The organism is Ruegeria intermedia, assembly GCF_900129345.1.
Classification (GTDB): Bacteria; Pseudomonadota; Alphaproteobacteria; order Rhodobacterales; family Rhodobacteraceae; genus Ruegeria; species Ruegeria intermedia.
Genome location: NZ_FQVK01000005.1, coordinates 143,528 through 162,389 on the forward strand (window position 1 = coordinate 143,528; position 18,862 = coordinate 162,389).

General features: G+C 62.9%; 21 protein-coding genes. 4 read left to right on the forward strand and 17 right to left on the reverse strand.

Translation table 11 applies throughout. The features are described 5' to 3' along the window. Nucleotides 1-70 precede the first annotated feature (70 nt). Genes argB through F3H26_RS05630 form a run of 4 tightly spaced genes read left to right on the forward strand, consistent with a single transcriptional unit; the run spans nucleotide 71 to nucleotide 2,930 of the window. Entirely contained in the window at nucleotides 71-934 is an 864-nt protein-coding gene (gene argB / locus F3H26_RS05615) for an acetylglutamate kinase (RefSeq protein ID WP_149775072.1), read from the forward strand. A 57-nt stretch (nucleotides 935-991) separates the two neighbouring features. Continuing rightward, on the forward strand, nucleotides 992-1,786 hold the full coding sequence (locus F3H26_RS05620; protein WP_149775073.1) for a sterol desaturase family protein: 795 nt from the start codon (nucleotides 992-994) through the stop codon (nucleotides 1,784-1,786). Then, on the forward strand, nucleotides 1,783-2,448 hold the full coding sequence (locus F3H26_RS05625) for a 4Fe-4S dicluster domain-containing protein (RefSeq protein ID WP_149775074.1): 666 nt from the start codon (nucleotides 1,783-1,785) through the stop codon (nucleotides 2,446-2,448). Before F3H26_RS05620 ends, F3H26_RS05625 begins: the two co-directional genes overlap by 4 nt. Next, the gene (locus tag F3H26_RS05630) at nucleotides 2,433-2,930 is read left to right on the forward strand and encodes a SixA phosphatase family protein (protein WP_149775075.1); all 498 of its coding nucleotides are present in this window, start codon (nucleotides 2,433-2,435) and stop codon (nucleotides 2,928-2,930) included. Before F3H26_RS05625 ends, F3H26_RS05630 begins: the two co-directional genes overlap by 16 nt. 56 nt (nucleotides 2,931-2,986) lie before the next feature. Here the strand turns inward: F3H26_RS05630 and F3H26_RS05635 are convergent, their stop codons facing one another. From F3H26_RS05635 to secY, 17 genes are all read right to left on the reverse strand, one after another. Continuing rightward, on the reverse strand, nucleotides 2,987-3,778 hold the full coding sequence (locus F3H26_RS05635; protein ID WP_149775076.1) for an amino acid ABC transporter ATP-binding protein: 792 nt from the start codon (nucleotides 3,776-3,778) through the stop codon (nucleotides 2,987-2,989). A 10-nt stretch (nucleotides 3,779-3,788) separates the two neighbouring features. After that, nucleotides 3,789-5,096: an amino acid ABC transporter permease gene (locus F3H26_RS05640; protein ID WP_149775077.1), complete on the reverse strand. Its 1,308-nt coding sequence runs from the start codon at nucleotides 5,094-5,096 to the stop codon at nucleotides 3,789-3,791. A 1-nt stretch (nucleotide 5,097) separates the two neighbouring features. Then, nucleotides 5,098-6,366, reverse strand: a complete 1,269-nt coding sequence (locus tag F3H26_RS05645) for an amino acid ABC transporter permease (protein ID WP_149775078.1) — start codon at nucleotides 6,364-6,366, stop codon at nucleotides 5,098-5,100. A 130-nt stretch (nucleotides 6,367-6,496) separates the two neighbouring features. Continuing rightward, the gene (locus F3H26_RS05650) at nucleotides 6,497-7,513 is read right to left on the reverse strand and encodes an amino acid ABC transporter substrate-binding protein (RefSeq protein ID WP_149775079.1); all 1,017 of its coding nucleotides are present in this window, start codon (nucleotides 7,511-7,513) and stop codon (nucleotides 6,497-6,499) included. A 209-nt stretch (nucleotides 7,514-7,722) separates the two neighbouring features. Next, nucleotides 7,723-8,430 carry an ATP12 family chaperone protein gene (locus F3H26_RS05655; RefSeq protein ID WP_149775080.1) on the reverse strand — a complete coding sequence of 236 codons (708 nt, stop codon included), beginning with the start codon at nucleotides 8,428-8,430 and terminating at the stop codon, nucleotides 7,723-7,725. Beyond that, nucleotides 8,423-9,106 carry an HAD-IA family hydrolase gene (locus F3H26_RS05660; protein WP_149775081.1) on the reverse strand — a complete coding sequence of 228 codons (684 nt, stop codon included), beginning with the start codon at nucleotides 9,104-9,106 and terminating at the stop codon, nucleotides 8,423-8,425. Before F3H26_RS05660 ends, F3H26_RS05655 begins: the two co-directional genes overlap by 8 nt. After that, nucleotides 9,103-10,146: an RluA family pseudouridine synthase gene (locus tag F3H26_RS05665; protein ID WP_149775082.1), complete on the reverse strand. Its 1,044-nt coding sequence runs from the start codon at nucleotides 10,144-10,146 to the stop codon at nucleotides 9,103-9,105. The genes F3H26_RS05660 and F3H26_RS05665 overlap by 4 nt, the downstream gene beginning before the upstream one ends. Nucleotides 10,147-10,326: 180 nt before the next feature. Then, nucleotides 10,327-11,640 carry a replication-associated recombination protein A gene (locus tag F3H26_RS05670; RefSeq protein WP_149775083.1) on the reverse strand — a complete coding sequence of 438 codons (1,314 nt, stop codon included), beginning with the start codon at nucleotides 11,638-11,640 and terminating at the stop codon, nucleotides 10,327-10,329. A 4-nt stretch (nucleotides 11,641-11,644) separates the two neighbouring features. Next, on the reverse strand, nucleotides 11,645-13,030 hold the full coding sequence (locus tag F3H26_RS05675; protein ID WP_149775084.1) for a trypsin-like peptidase domain-containing protein: 1,386 nt from the start codon (nucleotides 13,028-13,030) through the stop codon (nucleotides 11,645-11,647). A gap of 169 nt (nucleotides 13,031-13,199) precedes the next feature. Beyond that, nucleotides 13,200-13,625 (reverse strand): 50S ribosomal protein L17, encoded by a 426-nt coding sequence (rplQ, locus tag F3H26_RS05680; protein ID WP_149775085.1) that lies wholly within the window; start codon nucleotides 13,623-13,625, stop codon nucleotides 13,200-13,202. A gap of 125 nt (nucleotides 13,626-13,750) precedes the next feature. Further along, on the reverse strand, nucleotides 13,751-13,894 hold the full coding sequence (locus tag F3H26_RS19410; RefSeq protein WP_188127704.1) for a hypothetical protein: 144 nt from the start codon (nucleotides 13,892-13,894) through the stop codon (nucleotides 13,751-13,753). A gap of 13 nt (nucleotides 13,895-13,907) precedes the next feature. Next, complete coding sequence (locus F3H26_RS05685) at nucleotides 13,908-14,654, reverse strand: hypothetical protein (protein WP_149775086.1); 747 nt, start codon at nucleotides 14,652-14,654, stop codon at nucleotides 13,908-13,910. A 67-nt stretch (nucleotides 14,655-14,721) separates the two neighbouring features. Next, nucleotides 14,722-15,738: a DNA-directed RNA polymerase subunit alpha gene (locus F3H26_RS05690; RefSeq protein ID WP_149775087.1), complete on the reverse strand. Its 1,017-nt coding sequence runs from the start codon at nucleotides 15,736-15,738 to the stop codon at nucleotides 14,722-14,724. Nucleotides 15,739-15,852: 114 nt separating this feature from the next. Continuing rightward, nucleotides 15,853-16,242, reverse strand: coding sequence for a 30S ribosomal protein S11 (rpsK, locus tag F3H26_RS05695; RefSeq protein ID WP_068344878.1), 390 nt, complete (start codon nucleotides 16,240-16,242; stop codon nucleotides 15,853-15,855). Nucleotides 16,243-16,256: 14 nt separating this feature from the next. After that, nucleotides 16,257-16,625, reverse strand: coding sequence for a 30S ribosomal protein S13 (gene rpsM / locus F3H26_RS05700; protein ID WP_068344877.1), 369 nt, complete (start codon nucleotides 16,623-16,625; stop codon nucleotides 16,257-16,259). A gap of 200 nt (nucleotides 16,626-16,825) precedes the next feature. Then, a complete protein-coding gene (locus F3H26_RS05705; RefSeq protein ID WP_149775088.1) occupies nucleotides 16,826-17,467 on the reverse strand; it encodes an adenylate kinase in 642 nt (213 codons plus the stop codon). Next, a complete protein-coding gene (secY, locus tag F3H26_RS05710) occupies nucleotides 17,464-18,828 on the reverse strand; it encodes a preprotein translocase subunit SecY (protein WP_149775089.1) in 1,365 nt (454 codons plus the stop codon). Before secY ends, F3H26_RS05705 begins: the two co-directional genes overlap by 4 nt. Nucleotides 18,829-18,862 lie beyond the last annotated feature (34 nt).

Consider the following 18,862-nt stretch of genomic DNA (forward strand, 5'->3'; position numbering starts at 1 on the left):
GGCCGTCCCGTTCCGGGCTTGGCAGGTCCGGCCAAAGGCCCTAACAGGGAAGGCCAGAGGGACGACTGCCATGAAGAAACAGGACATGAACCGGGATTGGATAGCCACCGCCGCCACGCTCAACAGCGCCCTGCCCTACCTGCAGCGCTATGACGGGGCAATCGTCGTGATCAAGCTGGGCGGGCACGCCATGGGCAGCGACGAAGCGATGGAGAGCTTTGCCCGCGACGTGGTGCTGATGCGGCAGGTCGGCGTGAACCCGGTGGTCGTGCATGGCGGCGGACCGATGATCAACGCGATGCTGGACAAGCTGGACATCCGGTCCGAGTTCGTGAACGGCAAGCGCGTCACCGATGCCGCCACGGTGGAAGTGGTCGAAATGGTGCTGTCCGGCATCGTTAACAAGCGCATCGTGCAGGCCATCAATGCCCAGGGCGGAACGGCCGTCGGCCTGTCGGGCAAGGATGCCAACCTGATGACCTGTGAGCAAACCGACGCGTCGCTGGGCTATGTCGGCACACCCGCCGAAATGAACCCCAAGATCCTGCATGATCTGTTCTCGCATGACGTGATCCCGGTGATCGCCCCGCTGGGGGCGGGCCGCAATGGCGAGACGTTCAACGTGAACGGCGACACCGCCGCCGGGGCGATCGCGTCGGCACTGAAGGCCGATCGCCTGCTGCTGCTGACGGACGTGTCCGGCGTCAAGAACGCCGCCGGAGAGGTCGTGACCGAGTTGAAGGCCGGCCAGATCCGCGAAATGACCCGCGAGGGCACCATTGCAGGCGGTATGATCCCCAAAACCGAAACCGCGCTGGACGCGCTGCACAGCGGTGTGCGCGCCGTGGTGATCCTGGATGGCCGCGCGCCCAACGCCGTGCTGCTGGAGCTGTTCACCGAACATGGCGCCGGTTCGCTGATCCGTCCCGACTGACGGCTTCGTGACGCAACTGGGCTTGTGATTCCCCGTCACATGCTCAATTGTGAATGTATGGAGCACGAAGCCATCCTTCGCCTGGGCGTTTTCCTGGGCCTGTTCATCATCTTTGCGAGTGCCGAGGCGCTCATGCCGCGCCGTCCGCGCCAATACGGGCGGCCGAAAAGGTGGGCCACCAACCTGTCGATCACGATCCTCAACACCATCGTTCTGCGGCTCATGGCTTTGGGCCTGCCGCTGCTGGCGGTCGGTGCGGCGCTGGATGCGGGGCAAAAGGGTTGGGGCCTGTTCAACCATCTGTCGTGGCCTGCATGGGCCGAGGTGGTGCTGTCCATCCTGATCCTCGACTTTGCCATCTGGGCGCAACATCTGGTCACGCACAAGGTGCCGATCCTGTGGCGCCTGCACCGGGTTCACCACGCGGACCGAGACATGGACGTGACCACGGCGGTCCGGTTCCATCCGGTGGAAATCGCGCTGTCCATGCTGCTCAAGATCGGCCTTGTCTATCTGCTGGGACCCAGTGCGCTGGCCGTGGTGCTGTTCGAGATCCTTCTGAACGGCACGGCACTGTTCAACCACTCGAACCTGAAACTGCCTCTTGCTCTGGATGCGGTCTTGCGTAGGCTTCTGGTGACGCCCGACATGCACCGGGTGCATCATTCGTTGCTGAGGGAGGAACATGACAGCAACTACGGCTTTGCCCTGTCGATCTGGGACCGCCTGATGGGAACCTACGTGGCGCAGCCCGGAAAGGGGCATGACGGCATGACCATCGGTCTCGAATGGCAGGACGACCGCCCGACAAGACTGGGCTGGAGCCTGTCGCTGCCGTTTCGCAGGAAATGAACTATGCCGAGGTTGAAAAGGCGGCGCACGCGCACGGGCTGATCGTGATGGGCGCCCAGCATCCGAGGCTGAGCGGCGCCAAGGGTCTCGACGGCGGCACATTGATCCTGCTGGGCGCAGCCGGGGCATTCTGGCCTGCGCTCAAGGCCTCGCCCGAATGGCGCGACGGCGGCTCTGACCCGGTCGATCGCTGGTCGACCCGCGTCATCGGCGCGATGGCAGAACGTTTCGGGGCGCAGGCGCATTTCCCATTCGGCGGCCCGCCCTACACGCCATTCATCGACTGGGCGCTGAAATCCGGCCGCGCCTTTCTCAGCCCGGTCGGTGCAATGGTGCATGATACGGTTGGCATGATGATCTCGTATCGGGGCGCGCTGCATTTCGCGGATGAATTCCCGATCCCCGAGGCGACAGCCCCCTCGCCCTGCCTGACCTGCCCTGCCCCTTGCGCCACCGCCTGCCCGGTGGGGGCGCTGAACGCCAAAACGTTCTATGACGTCGAGACCTGCCACGGCTATCTGGACACGGCCGAGGGTCAGTCCTGCATGACCGGGGGCTGCGCTGCCCGACTGGCCTGCCCCCACAGCGCAGGGGCCGGACGAGACCCCGAGCAATCGGCCCACCACATGAAGGCCTTTCACCCGCCATGCCCCGCACATTGATCCTGACCCGCCACGCCAAGTCCAGCTGGGACACCCCGGGCCTGAGCGACCACGCCCGTCCGTTGAACAAGCGCGGCCGAAAATCGGCGGCGGCCATCGGGGCCTGGCTGAAAGAACAGGGATGGCTGCCGGACGAGTTGCTCAGCTCCTCATCCGTTCGCACTCGCGAAACCTGGGAGCGGATGGGGCTCGAGGCGGAAAAACTGACCTGTACCGACGACCTCTATCACGCCTCGCCTGATCGGATGTTCCGGCTGCTGTCCTCGGCAACCGGAGAAGCCGTGCTGATGCTGGGGCACAATCCGGGGATCGCCGGGTTTGCCGGCGCTATCGTGGAACAAGCGCCGTCGCACGGCAGGTTCTTCGACTACCCGACCGGCGCCACCACGGTGATCCGCTTTGACATCAACGATTGGCGGGATGTGAACTGGCACAGCGGCAAGGTGCTGGGCTTCGTCATCCCGCGCGAGTTGCCGGAATAGAAAAGGCGGGGAAAACCCCGCCTTTGCCGATTTTCTCAAGTCGCGGGCTGCCCCGCTCAGTGACCCAGGATCTGGCTGAGGAACAGCTTGGTGCGTTCGCTCTGCGGGTTGTTGAAGAACTCTTCGGGCTCGTTCTGTTCCACGATCTGGCCGGCATCCATGAAGATCACGCGGTTCGCCACCTGACGAGCAAAGCCCATCTCGTGCGTCACGCAGAGCATGGTCATGCCTTCCTCGGCCAGCTCGATCATGGTGTCGAGCACCTCTTTGATCATCTCGGGGTCAAGCGCCGAGGTCGGCTCGTCGAACAGCATGATCTTGGGCATCATGCACAGCGAACGCGCGATCGCCACACGCTGCTGCTGACCACCCGAAAGCTGGCCGGGATATTTGTTGGCCTGTTCCGGGATCTTGACCTTTTCCAGGAAATGCATCGCCCGTTCCTCGGCCTCTTTCCGGGGCGTCTTGCGCACCCAGATCGGGGCCAGCGTGCAGTTTTCCAGAACCGTCAGATGCGGGAACAGGTTGAAGTGCTGGAACACCATCCCGACCTCGGAGCGGATCTTGTCGATGTTCTTGAGGTCGCTGGTCAGCTCGATCCCGTCCACGACGATCTTGCCGGCCTGATGTTCCTCCAGCGCGTTGATGCAGCGGATCAGGGTCGATTTGCCCGAACCCGACGGCCCCGCGATCACGATCCGCTCGCCCTGATTGACGGTCAGATTGATGTCGCGCAGCACGTGGAAGGCCCCGTACCACTTGTTCATGTTGACGATTTCGATGGCGACCTCGTCGCTCACCGTCATTTTCGAACGGTCGATTTCGCGTTCTACAGCAAGTTGAGACATTGGGCCCTCCTTAACGATGGCCAGTGTGGAGCTTGCGCTCCAGATACATGGAATAGCGGGACATGCCGAAGCAGAAGGCAAAGAACAGCAGGGCGATGAAGCCGTACAGTTCCCAGACGATGCCGTTCCAGTTGGCGTCCGCGCGGATTGCGTTGGACAGGCCCAGAGGATCCAGAAGCCCGATGATCGAGACCAGAGTGGTGTCCTTGAACACCCCGATGAAGGTCGACACGATACCCGGGATCGAGATCTTGAGCGCCTGGGGCATGATGATCAGCCGCTGCGACTGCCAGTAGTTCAGACCGAGTGAATCGGCGCCCTCGTACTGGCCACGCGGCAGGGCTGCCAGGCCGCCTCGGATCACCTCGGCCATGTAGGCCGACGCGAACAGCGTCACCATGATCAGCACCCGCAGGATGATGTCGAAATCCGTTCCCGGCGGCAGAAAGATGTTCAGCAGGGTCGAGGCTACGAACAGCAGCGTGATCAGCGGAACCCCCCGGATGAACTCGATGAAGCCCACGCAGAGATACTTGACGATCATCAGGTCGGATTGACGGCCCAGCGCCAGAACGATGCCCAGCGGCAGCGAACAGGCGATGGCGACGACGCCGATGGTGATCGACAGCATGAAGCCACCGAATTTCCGGCTTTCGACCGGCTCTATGCCGATGGCCGCGATGGTGTCCATCGCCCCGACGAAATACCCGGACAGGACCAGCCACCAGATCACGGCGGCCAAGGTGCCGGCGATGATCCCCACGAGGTTGCTCATGGCCTTGTCGACCGCCGAATAGACCAGCCAACCGATCACGAAACCCAGCAACGCCGAAATCGGGCCCCAGATCGTTCCACCCCACAGAAGCCACGGGAAGATGAACGGGTACAGCGCCGAAAAGACCAGCAGTTTCGCCGGCACCTTGTCCGAGAACAGCACCGGTGCCAGGGCCACGCCCAGCAGGATGAAGGCCGCAATCGGACGCCAATAGAGCTCGGCCGGGTAGAAGCCGAAGATCAGCTGGATCCAGCGTTCGTTGATCACGCCCCAGCAGGCTCCGGCATAGTGGCCTTCGCGGCCCAACCCTGCCAGGATTTCGCGGCATTCGGCCAGTGATCCGGCATCCCAGGTCGGCGACAGGATCCACGGCACCAGCGCCGCCAGGACCTTGTAGACGAAGTACACCGACAACAGGGTCAACGCCGAGTTGAACCAGCCGTCGAACAGGTTGTGCCGCATCCAGCCGATGATCCCGACTTCGGAAGCGGGCGGCGCCTGCTCGGGGAGCATTTCGGTACGGACAAATCCGATATCAGACATCTCAACGCTCCTTAAGTTTCACGGATTCGTTGTACCAGTTCATGATCGCCGAAATCAGCAGCGAGATGGACAGGTACACCAGCATCAGCAGCAGAACGCATTCCAGTTCACGCCCGGTCTGGTTCATGGTGATGCCACCCAGCGTGCCGGTGATGTCCATGTAGCCCACGGCGATCGCCAGCGACGAGTTCTTGGTGAGGTTGAGATAGTTCGAGATCAGCGGCGGGATGATCACGCGCAGCGCCTGCGGCAGAATCACCAGCCGCATGATCCGGCGCGGACGCAGCCCCAGCGCCGCCGCAGCCTCGGTCTGGCCCTTCGGAATGGCCAGAATGCCCGCTCGCACGATCTCGGCGATGAAGGCCGCCGTATACAGCGACAGGGCCAGCCAAAGCGCGATCAGCGAATTGCGCAGATGCGTCCCGCCCTTGAAGTTGAAGCCCTTGAGTTCCGGGTAGCCCAGGTGGAAACCCAGCAGATACAGAAGGATCGCCATCGGCACGACGATCACCGCGGTGCGCTGCCACCAGGTGACAGGGCGGTCACCGGTCTGTTCCTGAATGCGGTCGGCCCGGCGTTTGATCCACCGGGAAACCCAGATACCGATGCCAAGCACGACAAGAATGGCCATCAGGTCGAGGCTGACATTGAACCGCAGACTCGAGTCTCCGAACAGGTGAATGTCACCCAGAGTGTTCGAGAACAGCGGCTCGGGAATGTAGACACCGCGATTGGTGATCGCGACCGTATCCCCCAACATCATGCTGGCTTCGGGGTTTTCTCCCCTGAAGGCCCGCGGAGCCGGCAAGGTTTCGATCAGGATCGCCATGATGAACACGATCCACAGCAGAACCGGCACGTTGCGGAACATCTCGACATAGACCGTCATGATGCGCGCGACGATCCAGTTGTGCGACAGGCGCGCCACGCCGATCACGACGCCCAGAATGGTGGCCGTGACACACCCAAGCACCGCAACCACCAACGTGTTCAGCAGCCCGACAAAGGCCGCCCGCAGGTGCGTATCGCGCGAGGTGTAGTCGATCAGGCGCTGGTTGATGTCATAGCTGGCGGGTTCGGCAAAAAACCCGAACTCGACCGGTTTGCCCAGCGCAGCCAGGTTCTGCATCGTGTTGCTGATGATCCAGGCTGCCAGAAGCATGAAACCGATCAGGGCAATGACCTGGATGGTCGCAGACCGGTACCGCGTATCGTAAAGGAGCATGGACAGCCGGAACTGCTCCTTCGGCGGGTCAGTGAGAGTCGTCATGACCTATGTATATCCCCGTGACATCCCGGTTCTTTTCTGGGCAGGGTTTTCCCCTGCTCCCCGTGACCGGGCCTGTTGTTTGTAAGGATGCAAAAAGGGCGCAGGTTGCCCTGCGCCCCAAATGCGGGTTTTAGCGGAACGGCGGCGAGTACAGCAGGCCACCGTCGGTCCACTGGGCGTTCAGGCCGCGTGCCAGGCCGATCGGGGTGTCTTCACCGATGTTCTTGGCAAACACTTCACCATAGTTGCCGCCCGCCTTGATCGCGCGCAGCGCCCACTGGGCGTCCAGGCCCAGCATCTCGCCCAGGGTGCCTTCGCTCCCCAGAAGGCGGTTGATTTCCGGGTTCTCGGTGCCCTGGGCCATCTCGTCGATATTGGCCGAGGTGATGCCCAGCTCTTCGGCCGAGATCAGCGCGTTCAGGGTCCAGCGAACCACGTCGCCCCACTCGTTGTCGCCGTGGCGGACCAGCGGGCCCAGCGGCTCTTTCGAGATGATTTCGGGCAGCAGAACGTGATCATTGGGGTTTTCGAACGTGGCGCGGGTCGCGGCCAGGCCCGATGCGTCGGTGGTGTACACGTCACAGGCACCGGCCAGGTACTGCTGCTGCGCTTCGGCGTTGGTTTCGATCGGAACCGGCTCGTAGCTGATATTGTTCGAGCGGAAGAAGTCCGCCAGGTTCAGCTCGGTGGTGGTGCCGGTCTGGATGCAGACGGTTGCGCCGTCCAGTTCCTTGGCCGAGCTGACGCCCAGCGACTTGGGCACCATGAAGCCCTGACCGTCATAGTAGTTGATGCCGACGAATTCGAACTTCAGGTCGACGTCGCGGCTGAAGGTCCAGGTGGTGTTGCGCGCCAGCATGTCGACCTCGCCCGACGCCAGAGCGGTAAAGCGGGTCTTGCCGGTGGTGGGCACGAATTCGACGGCGTTCGCGTCGCCCAGAACGGCGGCGGCGACGGCGCGGCACACGGCCACGTCAAAGCCCTGCCATTCGCCGTTGGCGTCGGGGGCCGCAAAACCGACCAGACCGGTGGTCACACCGCAGTTCAGTTTGCCGCGCGCCTTGACGTCGTCCATGGTTCCCGCCGCGGCCGCGCCAGCAGCCAGACCGGCAATCGTCGCCGCGCCCAAGATTACGGATTTTTTCATTTTTACCTCTTCCTGATTTCCCGCCCCGATCCGGGACGGGCTTTTATCCGACACGCAAGGTAGCCGGACCGGTTACCCAAAAGGTGTCTCCCCTTTAGTGCGCCCGAGTTTGGGCGCATTCATAAACAAACGTCAAGGGCCGGATCATGGAAATCGATGAGATCACACGGGCGGGGCGGGCGTGTCTCTCAAATCAGGACCAAAAAGGCTCAGATCGATAGGTCGTGGAACTGTTTGGCGTGCAGGAAGGCGGCCCTTTTGATCTCGGCGGCCTGAACGGCTTCGTCGTCGTCGCCCCATTGCTCGGCCTGCCACGATTCATCCAGTCGCGAAATGCGCCATATCTCGTCCGGTTTACGCCAATTCCGGGCAGCGGCAAAACCCAGAATCAGCGACCCCGACAGGCTCACCAGATCGTGAAAGGCCGCCAGACGGAACGCGTCCAGCGCGTGTACCATGTCGCGCAGCCTGTTTACGGCTTCGGCAGGCTGCGGCTGATGCACCACGCCCGCAACCACCTGAAGGCGCGCGCCCAACGTTTCGGCAGCCCAGTCCAGCGCCGGGTCCCACTGTTCGGCCTGACGCCGGGCCAGTTCCCGCGGATGGGTTGCGCGATAGCACAGCAGGTCGGAATCGCCATAGTCGGCCAACATGTCGGCGACCTCGGCATGCTGATGCGTCACCTTGTCGATCGCGGCATTGGCCGAGCGGGTAAAGGGCATGGTCGCGGGATCGATTTCTTTTTCCTGCGCATCCCATTCCCGCGCCACCGCTTCGGCCATGGCCCGGGTGGGCAGCACCAGAGCCGCCTTGGCCGGCGTCTTCACCCGGCGCCCGTCCAGTTCGACGGTATAGCCGCCGTCAGTCTCGACCACGGCGCTTGATGTCCAGAAGCGTTTCGGTTTCCAGTCACTCATGCTCTTGTCCCCAGAATTCTGCCAGCGTGCCGGGCAGTTGGTCAAAGCTGTCGATCACCTTTCGCGCGGCCGCCAGACGGGCCCGGTCGTGATAGCCCCAGGCCACACCGATACCGTGAACGCGCGCCGCCTGCGCCATTTCCATGTCGAAACTCGTATCGCCGATCATCACCGCGTCGCCCGGTGCGACGCCGGTTTCGGACAGGGCCGTTGCGATCATCGAGGGATGCGGTTTCGACGGGTGATGGTCGGCCACCTGCCGGGTGACGAAAACCTGCTCAAGCCCGTGCACCTCAAGCAGCGCGTCCAGGCCGCGTTGCGACTTGCCCGTGGCCACGCCCAACAGGATCTCGGGGGTGGCGTGCAGCCGGTCGATGACGTCGCGGGCACCGGGGAACAGGGGCGAGCCGGCGGCGCCCTGCTGAAGGCGCTGCGCGTGGTAGGCTTGCTTGTAGCCATCGACCAGCCGGGCCTGCATTCGCGGCGGCTGATCGGGCACGAGGCGCGCAATCGCCACCGGCAGGGAAAGGCCCACGATCGACAGGATCGCGGCGCGATCCGGCACCGGCAGCGACACCGCCTGGAAACTCGCGGTCATGGCCGACACGATGCTGGCCTGACTGTCCACCAGCGTCCCGTCCACATCGAACAGAACCAGTCGCAGCGGCGCGGTCATCGCAGCGCCTCGAACGGATCCTCGGCGGCCAGATCCTCGGTCCAGCCCAAGGTATCCCAGCTGTCCTTCATGTGCGGCGGCAGCGGGGCGTTGATCGTGATCTGCTTGCCGGTCACCGGATGTTTGAACGACGCGGTCCGGGCGTGCAGATGCAGCTTTTTGCTGATGACCCCGCCCAACTGTGCGCCCCAGCCGTCGCCCAGGTTTTCCTGACCCGAGCCGCCATATTTCCCATCGCCGATGATCGGGTGCCCGATGGCCGCCATATGCGCGCGCAGCTGATGGGTGCGGCCGGTGACGGGCTCCATCGCCACCCAGGATGCACGGCTGGCCACCCGATACAGCGTGGCATAGAGCGTGTGCGCCCGCTTGGCGCCCGGCGTGCTGTCGATCTCGTTCAGGTGGACGGCGATCATCTTTTCGCCCTCGCCCTGCTTGCCATGACCGGGGGCCTTGACCAGCCCGGTCTTGATCTCGCCCAGATACGGCGTCGGCACACCAGCCACCAGAGCCCAGTAGATCTTGCGCGTATTGCGGTGCCGGAAGGCCGCGGTCAGCCCCTTGGCCGCTTCGCGCGTGCGCGCCATCAGCAGCACGCCCGAGGTGTCCTTGTCGAGCCGGTGCACCAGCCGCGGGTTCTCGTCATAGCCGAAGCGCAGCGCCTCGGATAGGCCGTCCACATGCCGGGCCTGACCGCTGCCGCCCTGAACGGGCAGGCCGTGGGGCTTGTTCAGGGCCAGCACGTGGTCATCCCGATAGATCACGCAGGACTGGATCATTTTCGCTTCGGCATCGGTCACGCGGGGGCGGGTCGGGGCCGGTTTGTGATCCGGGTCCGGCAGGGGCGGCACGCGCACCACCTGCCCCGCCTGCAGCCGGGTCGAGCCCTTGACCCGCCCCCCGTCCACGCGCAGCTCGCCCTTGCGGCACATCTTTTCGATCCGGCCCTGGCTGACATGCGGGAACAGGCGCCGCAACCAGCGGTCCAACCTCTGGTCGCCGTCGCCCGGCTCGACCGTGATCATCTGTACGCCGCTCATGCCAATACCCCTTGCGACCGGATGCTGCGCGCCCGGAAAATCGCCCGTGTCAGTGCCTCAGAAAACATCCGCGTCTGTCGCGCGCCGCAAGGCAAGAGTCAAGCAGGCTGACGGTTTTGCGGGCCCGGGGCGCGCGGATGTCGGTGAAATCCTCCGGCCGCATCGCGGAACCGGTCCGCGTCACGCGCCCTTGCGTTGGCTGCGCAGTTTCGAAAAGTAATCCAGACGCTTTTTCAACTCGCGCTCAAACCCGCGTTCGACCGGCTGATACAGGACCGGGCGCTTCATGGTCTCGGGAAAATAGTTCTGCCCCGAGAACCCGTCCTCGGCATCATGGTCATAGGCATAGCCCGCGCCGTAACCCTGATCTTTCATCAACCCGGTCGGCGCGTTCAGGATGTGTTTGGGCGGCGGTTCGCTGCCCGACTGCTTGGCCAGGCGCATCGCGGCCTTGTAGCCCACATAGGCCCCGTTGGATTTGGGCGCCAGTGCCAGATAGACGACCGCCTGCGCCAGCGCCAGTTCGCCCTCGGGTGACCCGAGCCGCTCGTACACTTCCCAGGCATGCAGGCAGATCGACTGGGCCTGCGGGTCGGCCAGGCCGATATCCTCGACCGCCATCCGGGTGATGCGGCGGGCCAGGTACCGCGGATCCTCGCCCCCGGTCAGCATCCGGGCGAACCAGTACAGCGCCGCATCCGGGTCGGACCCGCGCACCGATTTGTGCAGCGCCGAAATCAGGTTGTAGTGCTCGTCCCCCGACTTGTCGTATTTCGCAGCGCGGCGCATCAGGCGCTTGGCCAACGCGTCGGGGTCCAGCGGCGCGTCCACCGACCAGGCCGCGATCTGTTCGATCAGGTTCAGCAGTGCCCGGCCGTCTCCATCCGCCATTTCCTGCAGCGCGTCCCGCGCCGCGGGTGTCAGGGGCAGCGCCTTGCCCAGCTCTTTTTCAGCGCGTTGCGTCAGGCGCTCCAGATCGGCCAGGCCCAGCCGTTCCAGCACCAGCACCTGCGCGCGGCTGAGCACGGCAGCGTTCAACTCGAACGAGGGGTTTTCGGTGGTCGCGCCAACCAGAAGGATCGTCCCGTCCTCCATATGCGGCAGGAACCCGTCCTGCTGGGCCTTGTTGAAGCGATGGATCTCGTCCACGAACAACAGCGTCCCCTTGCCGTTCCGCCGCCGCAACTTGGCGGCCTCGAACACCTTCTTGAGATCGGGAACACCGGTGAAGATCGCGCTGATCTGTTCGAAATGCAGGTCGGTTTCCTTGGCCAGCAGCCGCGCGATGGTGGTTTTGCCCACCCCCGGCGGCCCCCAGAAGATCAGGCTGGACAGGCTGCCCGACGCCAGCATCACCCCCAGCGGCGCCTCGGGGCCCAGAACCTGTTGCTGCCCGATCACCTCGGACAGCGCCTGGGGCCGCAGCCGGTCGGCCAGCGGGCGGTTCGGGGCCGGTTCCGAGGGCTGGCCTTCGGTATCGAACAGGTCACTCATGCGGTCACAGCCTGAACCGCAACGACACGAGCTTGCCGCGGCGCTCCAGGTCGATCTGGACCCGCCGCCCCGGGTTGCGCAGCGCCCGCACGATGTCGCGCGGGCGTTCCGCCTGTCGCCCGTTCACGGCTTTGATGACATCGCCGGGCCGCAACCCGGCCCGCGCGCCGTAGGGGCCGGGGTCGACCACGACCACACCGTTTTGCGACAGGGGCAGCCCCATCTTGACGATCAGCGCCGGGTTGACCCGCGCAACCGTCATCCCCGGCAGAACCGTGCGGTCGGTCAACGTGGTTTCCTCGGTCGGAGGCGTCTCGGGTGCGGGCACCAGCGCGACGGCGACTTCTGAACGCTCGCCACCGCGCAGCCGGGTCAGAACGGATGTCCCGCCGACACCCGCCACCGACATGCGGAACTTCATCTCGGCGGGCGAATTCACCTCTTCACCATCCACATGCGTGACGATGTCGCCGACCCGCAAGCCGGCCTCGGCCAACGGGCTGAGCGGGTGGAGGTCCGAGATCACCACGCCCTGCGGCAGAGAAAGTCCAAGGGATTCGGCGATGTCGGCGCTCATGGCCTGACCGGACATACCGGCCCAGGGGCTGACGAATTCCGTGTTGCCCGCCCTGGCCTGGCGCAGAAACTCCGCCACCAGATTGGCGGGAATGGCAAAGCCGATGCCGTTGGACCCGCCCGACCGCGTCAGGATCGAGGTGTTGATGCCGATCAGATCTCCGTTGACGTCGATCAGAGCGCCACCGGAATTGCCCGGGTTGATAGGCGCATCGGTCTGAATGAAATAGCCCCGCGCATTGCCGGTGGCCGTTCCCGACCGCGCCAGCCCCGAGATGATCCCCGACGACACGGTCTGCCCCACGCCGAACGGGTTGCCGATGGCCAGAGCCAGCTCGCCCACCTCGACTTGATCCGAATCGCGCAGGCGCAGGAAGGGCAGGCCCTGCGCGTCCTGCAGGCGCAGGATGGCAATGTCGCTTTCCTCGTCGCCCAGAACGACCTCGGCGTGAAATTCGCGACGATCCGTGGTGACGACCCGGATCTCGGTCGCGGTTCCGACGACGTGGTAGTTCGAAACGACATACCCATCGTCGGTCAGGATGACGCCCGACCCCAGAGAGTTCTGCACCCGTGGCCGCGGTGCACCGAAGCCGCCACCGAAAAAGTCCTGAAAGAACGGGTCTGCGAAAATCGGACTGCGGCGTCCGGGCCGGACGATCGTGGCATAGATGTTCACCACCGCCGGGGCCGCCTTCTTGACCACCGGGGCAAATCCCATCGAAATCTCGGCGTGCGATTGCGGAACCCGCGTCTCGGCGCCGGCCTGAGCGGCCAGTGTCATCAGACATACAGCCAGTATCGTGCGTATCATGACAGCTCCGTTCTTTCTCGGCCGAAGATATGCGGAGCGTGGCGCGCGAATGCAATAGAGCGCCGAATTCCGTTGTCGGCAAAGTCACGTCGAAAACCGGCAAACCAACGAAAAACCCCTGCCCGGACGTTCCGGACAGGGGTCAAGAGTTCGGCCATTCAGCCGGGTCTTATTCTTCGTCAGCGACCGCTTCTTCGGCAGCAACGCGGGCCTTGTCGGCCGCGCCCTTGGCATCGACGTCGCGATCGACGAATTCGATGATCGCCATCGGCGCCATGTCGCCATAGCGGAAGCCGGCCTTCAGGATACGGACATAGCCGCCCTGACGGTCCTTGTAGCGCGGGCCCAGAACCTCGAACAGCTTGGCGACGTCCTTGTCTTCCTTCAGCTGAGCTGCGGCCTGACGGCGGGCGTGCAGGTCGCCGCGCTTGCCCAGGGTGATCAGCTTCTCAACGATCGGGCGCAGTTCTTTTGCCTTGGGCAGGGTCGTCTTGATCTGTTCGTGCTCGATCAGAGAGCCGGCCATGTTGGCAAACAGGGCCTTGCGGTGCTCATGAGTACGGTTCAGGCGGCGGTAACCACGTGCGTGACGCATTTTTCAGTTCCTTTTTCGTGTTTTTCTTTGTCCGGTGGCTTGCGGACAGCCACGCTCCTTGGGGCGGTGATTCCGCCCGTGCGCGGTGCTTTATCCGATCAGCGGCACAGTGTAAAGCACGGGGCTTATTTTACAGGCCGCAACAGAATTTCCGCTTCGCGTTCCGACAGGAATAATCTGGCAAATTCAGCGTTTTGTTCTGCATAACGCTGCATGATCCGCTCTCTCAGCTCTTGGCTAAAAAACGCCGTCGTGTCCTGATGTTCCATCTGAGCTTCAGCTTCAGTCAAAGCTTTGACGAATGCCTGTCGCTGCCTTCGGCCTTCGGCCTTCGTGAACACGGTCATAGGCAATCAAGGCTCTGACCAGTGGCGCACTGAGAGACCGGCGGTGGGCTTTTGGCAAGTCTCGCCGCCCTGTCCACTCCGTTCCGAGAACCGCTTCGGCTCTGCTGACAATATCACGCGCGCAGGTCTCGCTGTGATAAAGACACGCGTGGATCGCCGCGTCGCCGAAATGCGCCCGCCAAGGGGCTAGACGGCTCAGAAAATCAAACCCACGAAAATTGGCGTCTACGAATGCATCTACATCATGCATCCGTTTCCCTTCGCCAACGAGCTTCCACTTGAACGTGCTCTCGATCAAGTCGTCCTGACGACGCGCAAAATAAAGTATGCGCACGTCGAAACCTTTTAGCGCCTGCCGCACTTGCGCGACTTGCCACGGTCGAAAATAACACATGTGCTCCGAAGACAGCATGGTCAAAGCTTCCGATGGCAGTTCCAAGACAACTTGCCGAACTCTGTTCAAAAGCGCAGGTGCGTCTTTGATGAAGTGACTTTGGGTCTCCAACGGAAACAGGGCGTGATGTGCACCTGACGCCACTTGACCAACAGCAGGATAGTGAAAGGCCGGATCTTGAGCCGCCCGGGCCACGAAGTATTTCTGCAACGCCGTAGTACCGGTTTTACCATGGCCGATATGCAGCCAAACAACCGGTTCTTGCCCGCGTGTTGTACCAGTCGCCAAAGGGTATTTCCCCAGTGTCCAGGTCGTTGAACGAAGAACGAGCCCCTAAGGGCTCGTTCTCGTGAAATCAAAATGCGTCTTCGAATTTCTTGGCCAGATCTTCGATGTTGTCGGGCGGCCAGTCCTCGACATCCATGCCGAGGTGCAGACCCATGCCGGACAGCACTTCCTTGATCTCGTTCAGCGACTTGCGGCCGAAGTTCGGGGTGCGCAGCATCTCGGCTTCGGTCTTCTGGATCAGGTCGCCGATATAGACGATGTTGTCGTTCTTCAGGCAGTTTGCCGAACGGACCGACAGTTCCAGCTCGTCCACTTTCTTCAGCAGCAGTGGGTTGAATTCCAGACCATCGTCCTCGTCCTGGCGGCCGGCCGATTCCGGCTCGTCGAAGTTCACGAAGATCGACAGCTGATCCTGCAGGATGCGGGCGGCGAAGGCCAGCGCGTCCTCGGGCGTGATCGAGCCGTCGGTTTCGATCTTCATGGTCAGCTTGTCATAGTCCAGAACCTGACCTTCACGGGTCGGCTGAACGTCATAGGCCACCTTCTTGACCGGCGAATAGATCGCGTCGATCGGGATCAGGCCGATGGGCGCGTCTTCGGGCTTGTTCTTCTCGGCCGAGACGTAGCCCTTGCCGGTGTTGACGGTCAGTTCCATGAACAGGTCGGCGCCATCGTCCAGATGGCAGATGACGTGATCGCGGTTCAGAACCTCGATGCCGGCGCTTTCGCTGATGTCGCCGGCGGTGACGACTGCGGGGCCTTTGGCATTGATCGACAGGCGCTTGGGGCCTTCGACTTCCATGCGCAGGGCGACCTGCTTGAGGTTCAGGATGATGTCGGTGACGTCTTCACGCACACCTGCGACCGAGCTGAACTCGTGCAGGACGTTGTCGATCTGGACGCTGGTGATGGCCGCACCTTGCAGCGAGCTCATCAGAACGCGGCGCAGCGCGTTGCCCAGGGTCAGACCAAAGCCGCGCTCCAGCGGTTCGGCGACGATGGTGGCCTGACGCGCGGGGTCGTTGCCCGGCTTGCCGTCAAGCTGGGTCGGCTTGATCAATTCGGCCCAATTCTTGTGGATCATGTAATCCCTCCATTCCTGTCTGCGCCCCATGACCAACAAGGTGCAGACGCCCGAGGTTCAAAATGACGTGCTGGGGCCGTGCGAAAACACAGCCCCAGCCAGATTCCAAATTGCTTAGACGCGGCGGCGCTTCGGCGGGCGGCAGCCGTTGTGGGCGATCGGGGTCACGTCACGGATCGACGTGATGTTGAAGCCCACGGCAGCCAGTGCGCGCAGTGCCGATTCACGGCCCGAACCGGGGCCCTGAACTTCGACTTCCAGCGTCTTGACGCCATGTTCCTGCGCCTTGCGGCCGGCGTCTTCGGCGGCCATCTGCGCCGCGTAGGGGGTCGACTTCCGCGAACCCTTGAAGCCCATGGTGCCGGCCGACGACCACGAAATGGCGTTGCCCTGCACGTCCGAGATCAGGATCTTGGTGTTGTTGAAGGTCGAGTTCACATGGGCGACGCCCGATGCGATGTTCTTGCGCTCTTTGCGTTTTACGCGTGTCTTGTCACGTGCCATCGGTCAGACCCTCCTTACTTCTTCTTGCCCGCGATCGGCTTTGCGGGGCCTTTGCGGGTGCGAGCGTTGGTGTGGGTGCGCTGACCGCGAACCGGCAGGTTGCGGCGGTGACGCAGACCGCGATAGCAGCCCAGGTCCATCAGGCGCTTGATGTTCATCTGCACTTCACGACGCAGGTCACCTTCGACGGTGTAGTTGGCGTCGATGTGCTCGCGGATGGCCAGAACTTCGGCATCCGACAGTTCGTTCACCCGGCGGCTTTCGTCGATACCCACGGCTTCGCAGATCGCCTTGGCCGAGGTGTTGCCGATTCCGGTGATATAGGTAAGGGCGATAGGTACCCGCTTGGCAGTCGGGATGTTTACGCCGGCAATACGTGCCACGTGTCACTTTCCTTTCGTTGCGGTTCCGTAATTCCAGAACCTTTTTTCACAACACTTGACCGTGGCAGTGGCGCCAGAGGGTCCAGCATTTGTACGAGGTAGTCTTCGCAGGCGGAACGAATCCCGCACGCAGGGTTGATTCCCCAAGGGGATGGGGGTCGATATGGGCTTTTGCGCCTGGCGTCAAGCCCCTTGCTGCATCAGCCCAGAATGGCCGCGATCGAGGCCCGGACTTCCTTGATGTCCGCCAGCCCGTTCACCGGACGCAGATCGCCCTTGGCATAGTAGTAACCGATCAACGGAGACGTCTTCTTGTAGTACTCCATCAACCGGGTCCGCAGGCTGTCTTCGTTGTCGTCGGCCCGACGCACCATGTTGGTGCCGCCGCAGTTGTCACACTTGCCGGCCTCGGCGGTGGGCTTGGTTTCGTCGTGATAGACCTCGCCGCAATCGCCACAGGTGAAACGGCCGGTGATCCGCTTGACCAGCGCCTCGTCATCCACACGCATCTCGATCACCGTGTGCAACGACTGGCCCAGCTTGGCCAGCAATGCACCCAACGCATCCGCCTGCGCCAAGGTGCGCGGGAAGCCGTCGAAGATGAAGCCCGCACCCTTTTCGGTGGTCAGCTTCTCTTCGATCAGGCCGATCACGATCTCGTCGGTGACAAGCTTGCCCGCGTCCATGATCGCGGCCACCTTCTTGCCCATCTCGGTACCCGAGTTTCGGGCCTCGCGCAGCATGTCACCGGTGCTGAGCTGGATCATGCCCCGCGTTTCAACCAGGTGACGTGCCTGCGTACCCTTGCCTGCCCCCGGGGGGCCCAGAAGAATGATATTCATCGACGAGCGGGTCCCTTCCTGCCGCGTTTCTTGCCTTTGCCGCGCAGCTGGGACTTTTCGATCAGCCCTTCATATTGATGCGCCAGCAGGTGGCTCTGAACCTGTTGGATCGTGTCCATGGTCACAGAGACGATGATCAGAACCGAAGTGCCGCCGAAATAGAACGGGATGGCGAACTGGCCGCGCAGGATTTCGGGCAGCAGGCAGACCGCCGCCAGATAGGCCGAGCCCAGCACCAGCACGCGGTTGACCACGTATTCCAGATATTCGGCGGTCTTCTTGCCGGGGCGAATGCCGGGCACGAAACCGTTCTGCTTTTTCAGATTGTCCGCCACATCATCCGGTTTGAACGACACGTTGAACGTGTAGAAATAGGCAAAGAACACGATCATCGACGCGAAGAACAGCAGGTACAGCGGTTGTCCCGGCCCGAAATTGGCCAGCAGCCACGACATGATCGGGCCGTTCGCCGCGCCCGACGAGAAGGTCGAGATCGTGACCGGCAACAGCAGCAGCGAGCTGGCGAAGATCGCCGGAATCACGCCCGCCGGGTTGACCTTGACCGGCAGGTGGCTCGAGCCGCCCTCATAGACTTTCATGCCGACATTGCGGCGCGGGTACTGGATGTGGATCTTGCGCAGCGCGCGCTCCATGAACACCACGAAGGTGATCACGGCGATCACCATCACGATCACGCCGACGATCACGGCCGGGCTGATCGCACCGGAACGGCCCGAGGCGAAGAACTGCGCCAGGGCGGCCGGAACCTCGGCGATGATGCCGACGAAGATGATCAGCGAGATGCCGTTGCCGATGCCGCGCGCGGTGATCTGCTCACCCAGCCACATCAGGAACATGGTGCCGCCGACCAGCGTGATCATCGTGGACAGGCGGAAATACAGGCCCGGATCGGTGGCCAAATCGCCCGATTCCAGCGAAACCGCCAGGCCATAGGCCTGCACGGTGGCCAGCGCCACGGTGCCGAAACGGGTGTACTGGTTGATCTTCTTGCGGCCCTGCTCGCCCTCTTTCTTGAGCTGTTCGAGCGCGGGCACCATCGAGGTCAGCAGCTGTACGATGATCGATGCCGAGATATAGGGCATGATGCCGAGAGCGAAGATACCCATCCGCCCCAGCGCCCCGCCGGTGAACATCGAAACCATCCCACCGATGCCCTGCCCCGCCTGTTCCATGAACTCGCGCAGCGCCTGACCGTCGATCCCCGGCACCGGAATGAAAGTGCCCAGACGATAGACGATCAGCAAACCCAGCGTGAACAGGATGCGGTTGCGCAGATCGGTGGCTTTGCCCAGGGCAGCCCAGCTTGTGTTGGCTGCCATTTGTTCTGCTGCTGATACCATAAATCGGTCTCTCTTATGAAAACGCCGCCCGGAA

Coding starts and splice junctions, on each gene's coding strand:
- argB (WP_149775072.1), top strand. CDS start 71: ATGAAGAAACAGGACATGAACCGGGATTGGATAGCCACCGCCGCCACG.
- F3H26_RS05620 (WP_149775073.1), top strand. CDS start 992: ATGGAGCACGAAGCCATCCTTCGCCTGGGCGTTTTCCTGGGCCTGTTC.
- F3H26_RS05625 (WP_149775074.1), top strand. CDS start 1,783: ATGAACTATGCCGAGGTTGAAAAGGCGGCGCACGCGCACGGGCTGATC.
- F3H26_RS05630 (WP_149775075.1), top strand. CDS start 2,433: ATGCCCCGCACATTGATCCTGACCCGCCACGCCAAGTCCAGCTGGGAC.
- F3H26_RS05635 (WP_149775076.1), bottom strand. CDS start 3,778: ATGTCTCAACTTGCTGTAGAACGCGAAATCGACCGTTCGAAAATGACG.
- F3H26_RS05640 (WP_149775077.1), bottom strand. CDS start 5,096: ATGTCTGATATCGGATTTGTCCGTACCGAAATGCTCCCCGAGCAGGCG.
- F3H26_RS05645 (WP_149775078.1), bottom strand. CDS start 6,366: ATGACGACTCTCACTGACCCGCCGAAGGAGCAGTTCCGGCTGTCCATG.
- F3H26_RS05650 (WP_149775079.1), bottom strand. CDS start 7,513: ATGAAAAAATCCGTAATCTTGGGCGCGGCGACGATTGCCGGTCTGGCT.
- F3H26_RS05655 (WP_149775080.1), bottom strand. CDS start 8,430: ATGAGTGACTGGAAACCGAAACGCTTCTGGACATCAAGCGCCGTGGTC.
- F3H26_RS05660 (WP_149775081.1), bottom strand. CDS start 9,106: ATGACCGCGCCGCTGCGACTGGTTCTGTTCGATGTGGACGGGACGCTG.
- F3H26_RS05665 (WP_149775082.1), bottom strand. CDS start 10,146: ATGAGCGGCGTACAGATGATCACGGTCGAGCCGGGCGACGGCGACCAG.
- F3H26_RS05670 (WP_149775083.1), bottom strand. CDS start 11,640: ATGAGTGACCTGTTCGATACCGAAGGCCAGCCCTCGGAACCGGCCCCG.
- F3H26_RS05675 (WP_149775084.1), bottom strand. CDS start 13,030: ATGATACGCACGATACTGGCTGTATGTCTGATGACACTGGCCGCTCAG.
- rplQ (WP_149775085.1), bottom strand. CDS start 13,625: ATGCGTCACGCACGTGGTTACCGCCGCCTGAACCGTACTCATGAGCAC.
- F3H26_RS19410 (WP_188127704.1), bottom strand. CDS start 13,894: ATGGAACATCAGGACACGACGGCGTTTTTTAGCCAAGAGCTGAGAGAG.
- F3H26_RS05690 (WP_149775087.1), bottom strand. CDS start 15,738: ATGATCCACAAGAATTGGGCCGAATTGATCAAGCCGACCCAGCTTGAC.
- rpsK (WP_068344878.1), bottom strand. CDS start 16,242: ATGGCACGTGACAAGACACGCGTAAAACGCAAAGAGCGCAAGAACATC.
- F3H26_RS05705 (WP_149775088.1), bottom strand. CDS start 17,467: ATGAATATCATTCTTCTGGGCCCCCCGGGGGCAGGCAAGGGTACGCAG.
- secY (WP_149775089.1), bottom strand. CDS start 18,828: ATGGTATCAGCAGCAGAACAAATGGCAGCCAACACAAGCTGGGCTGCC.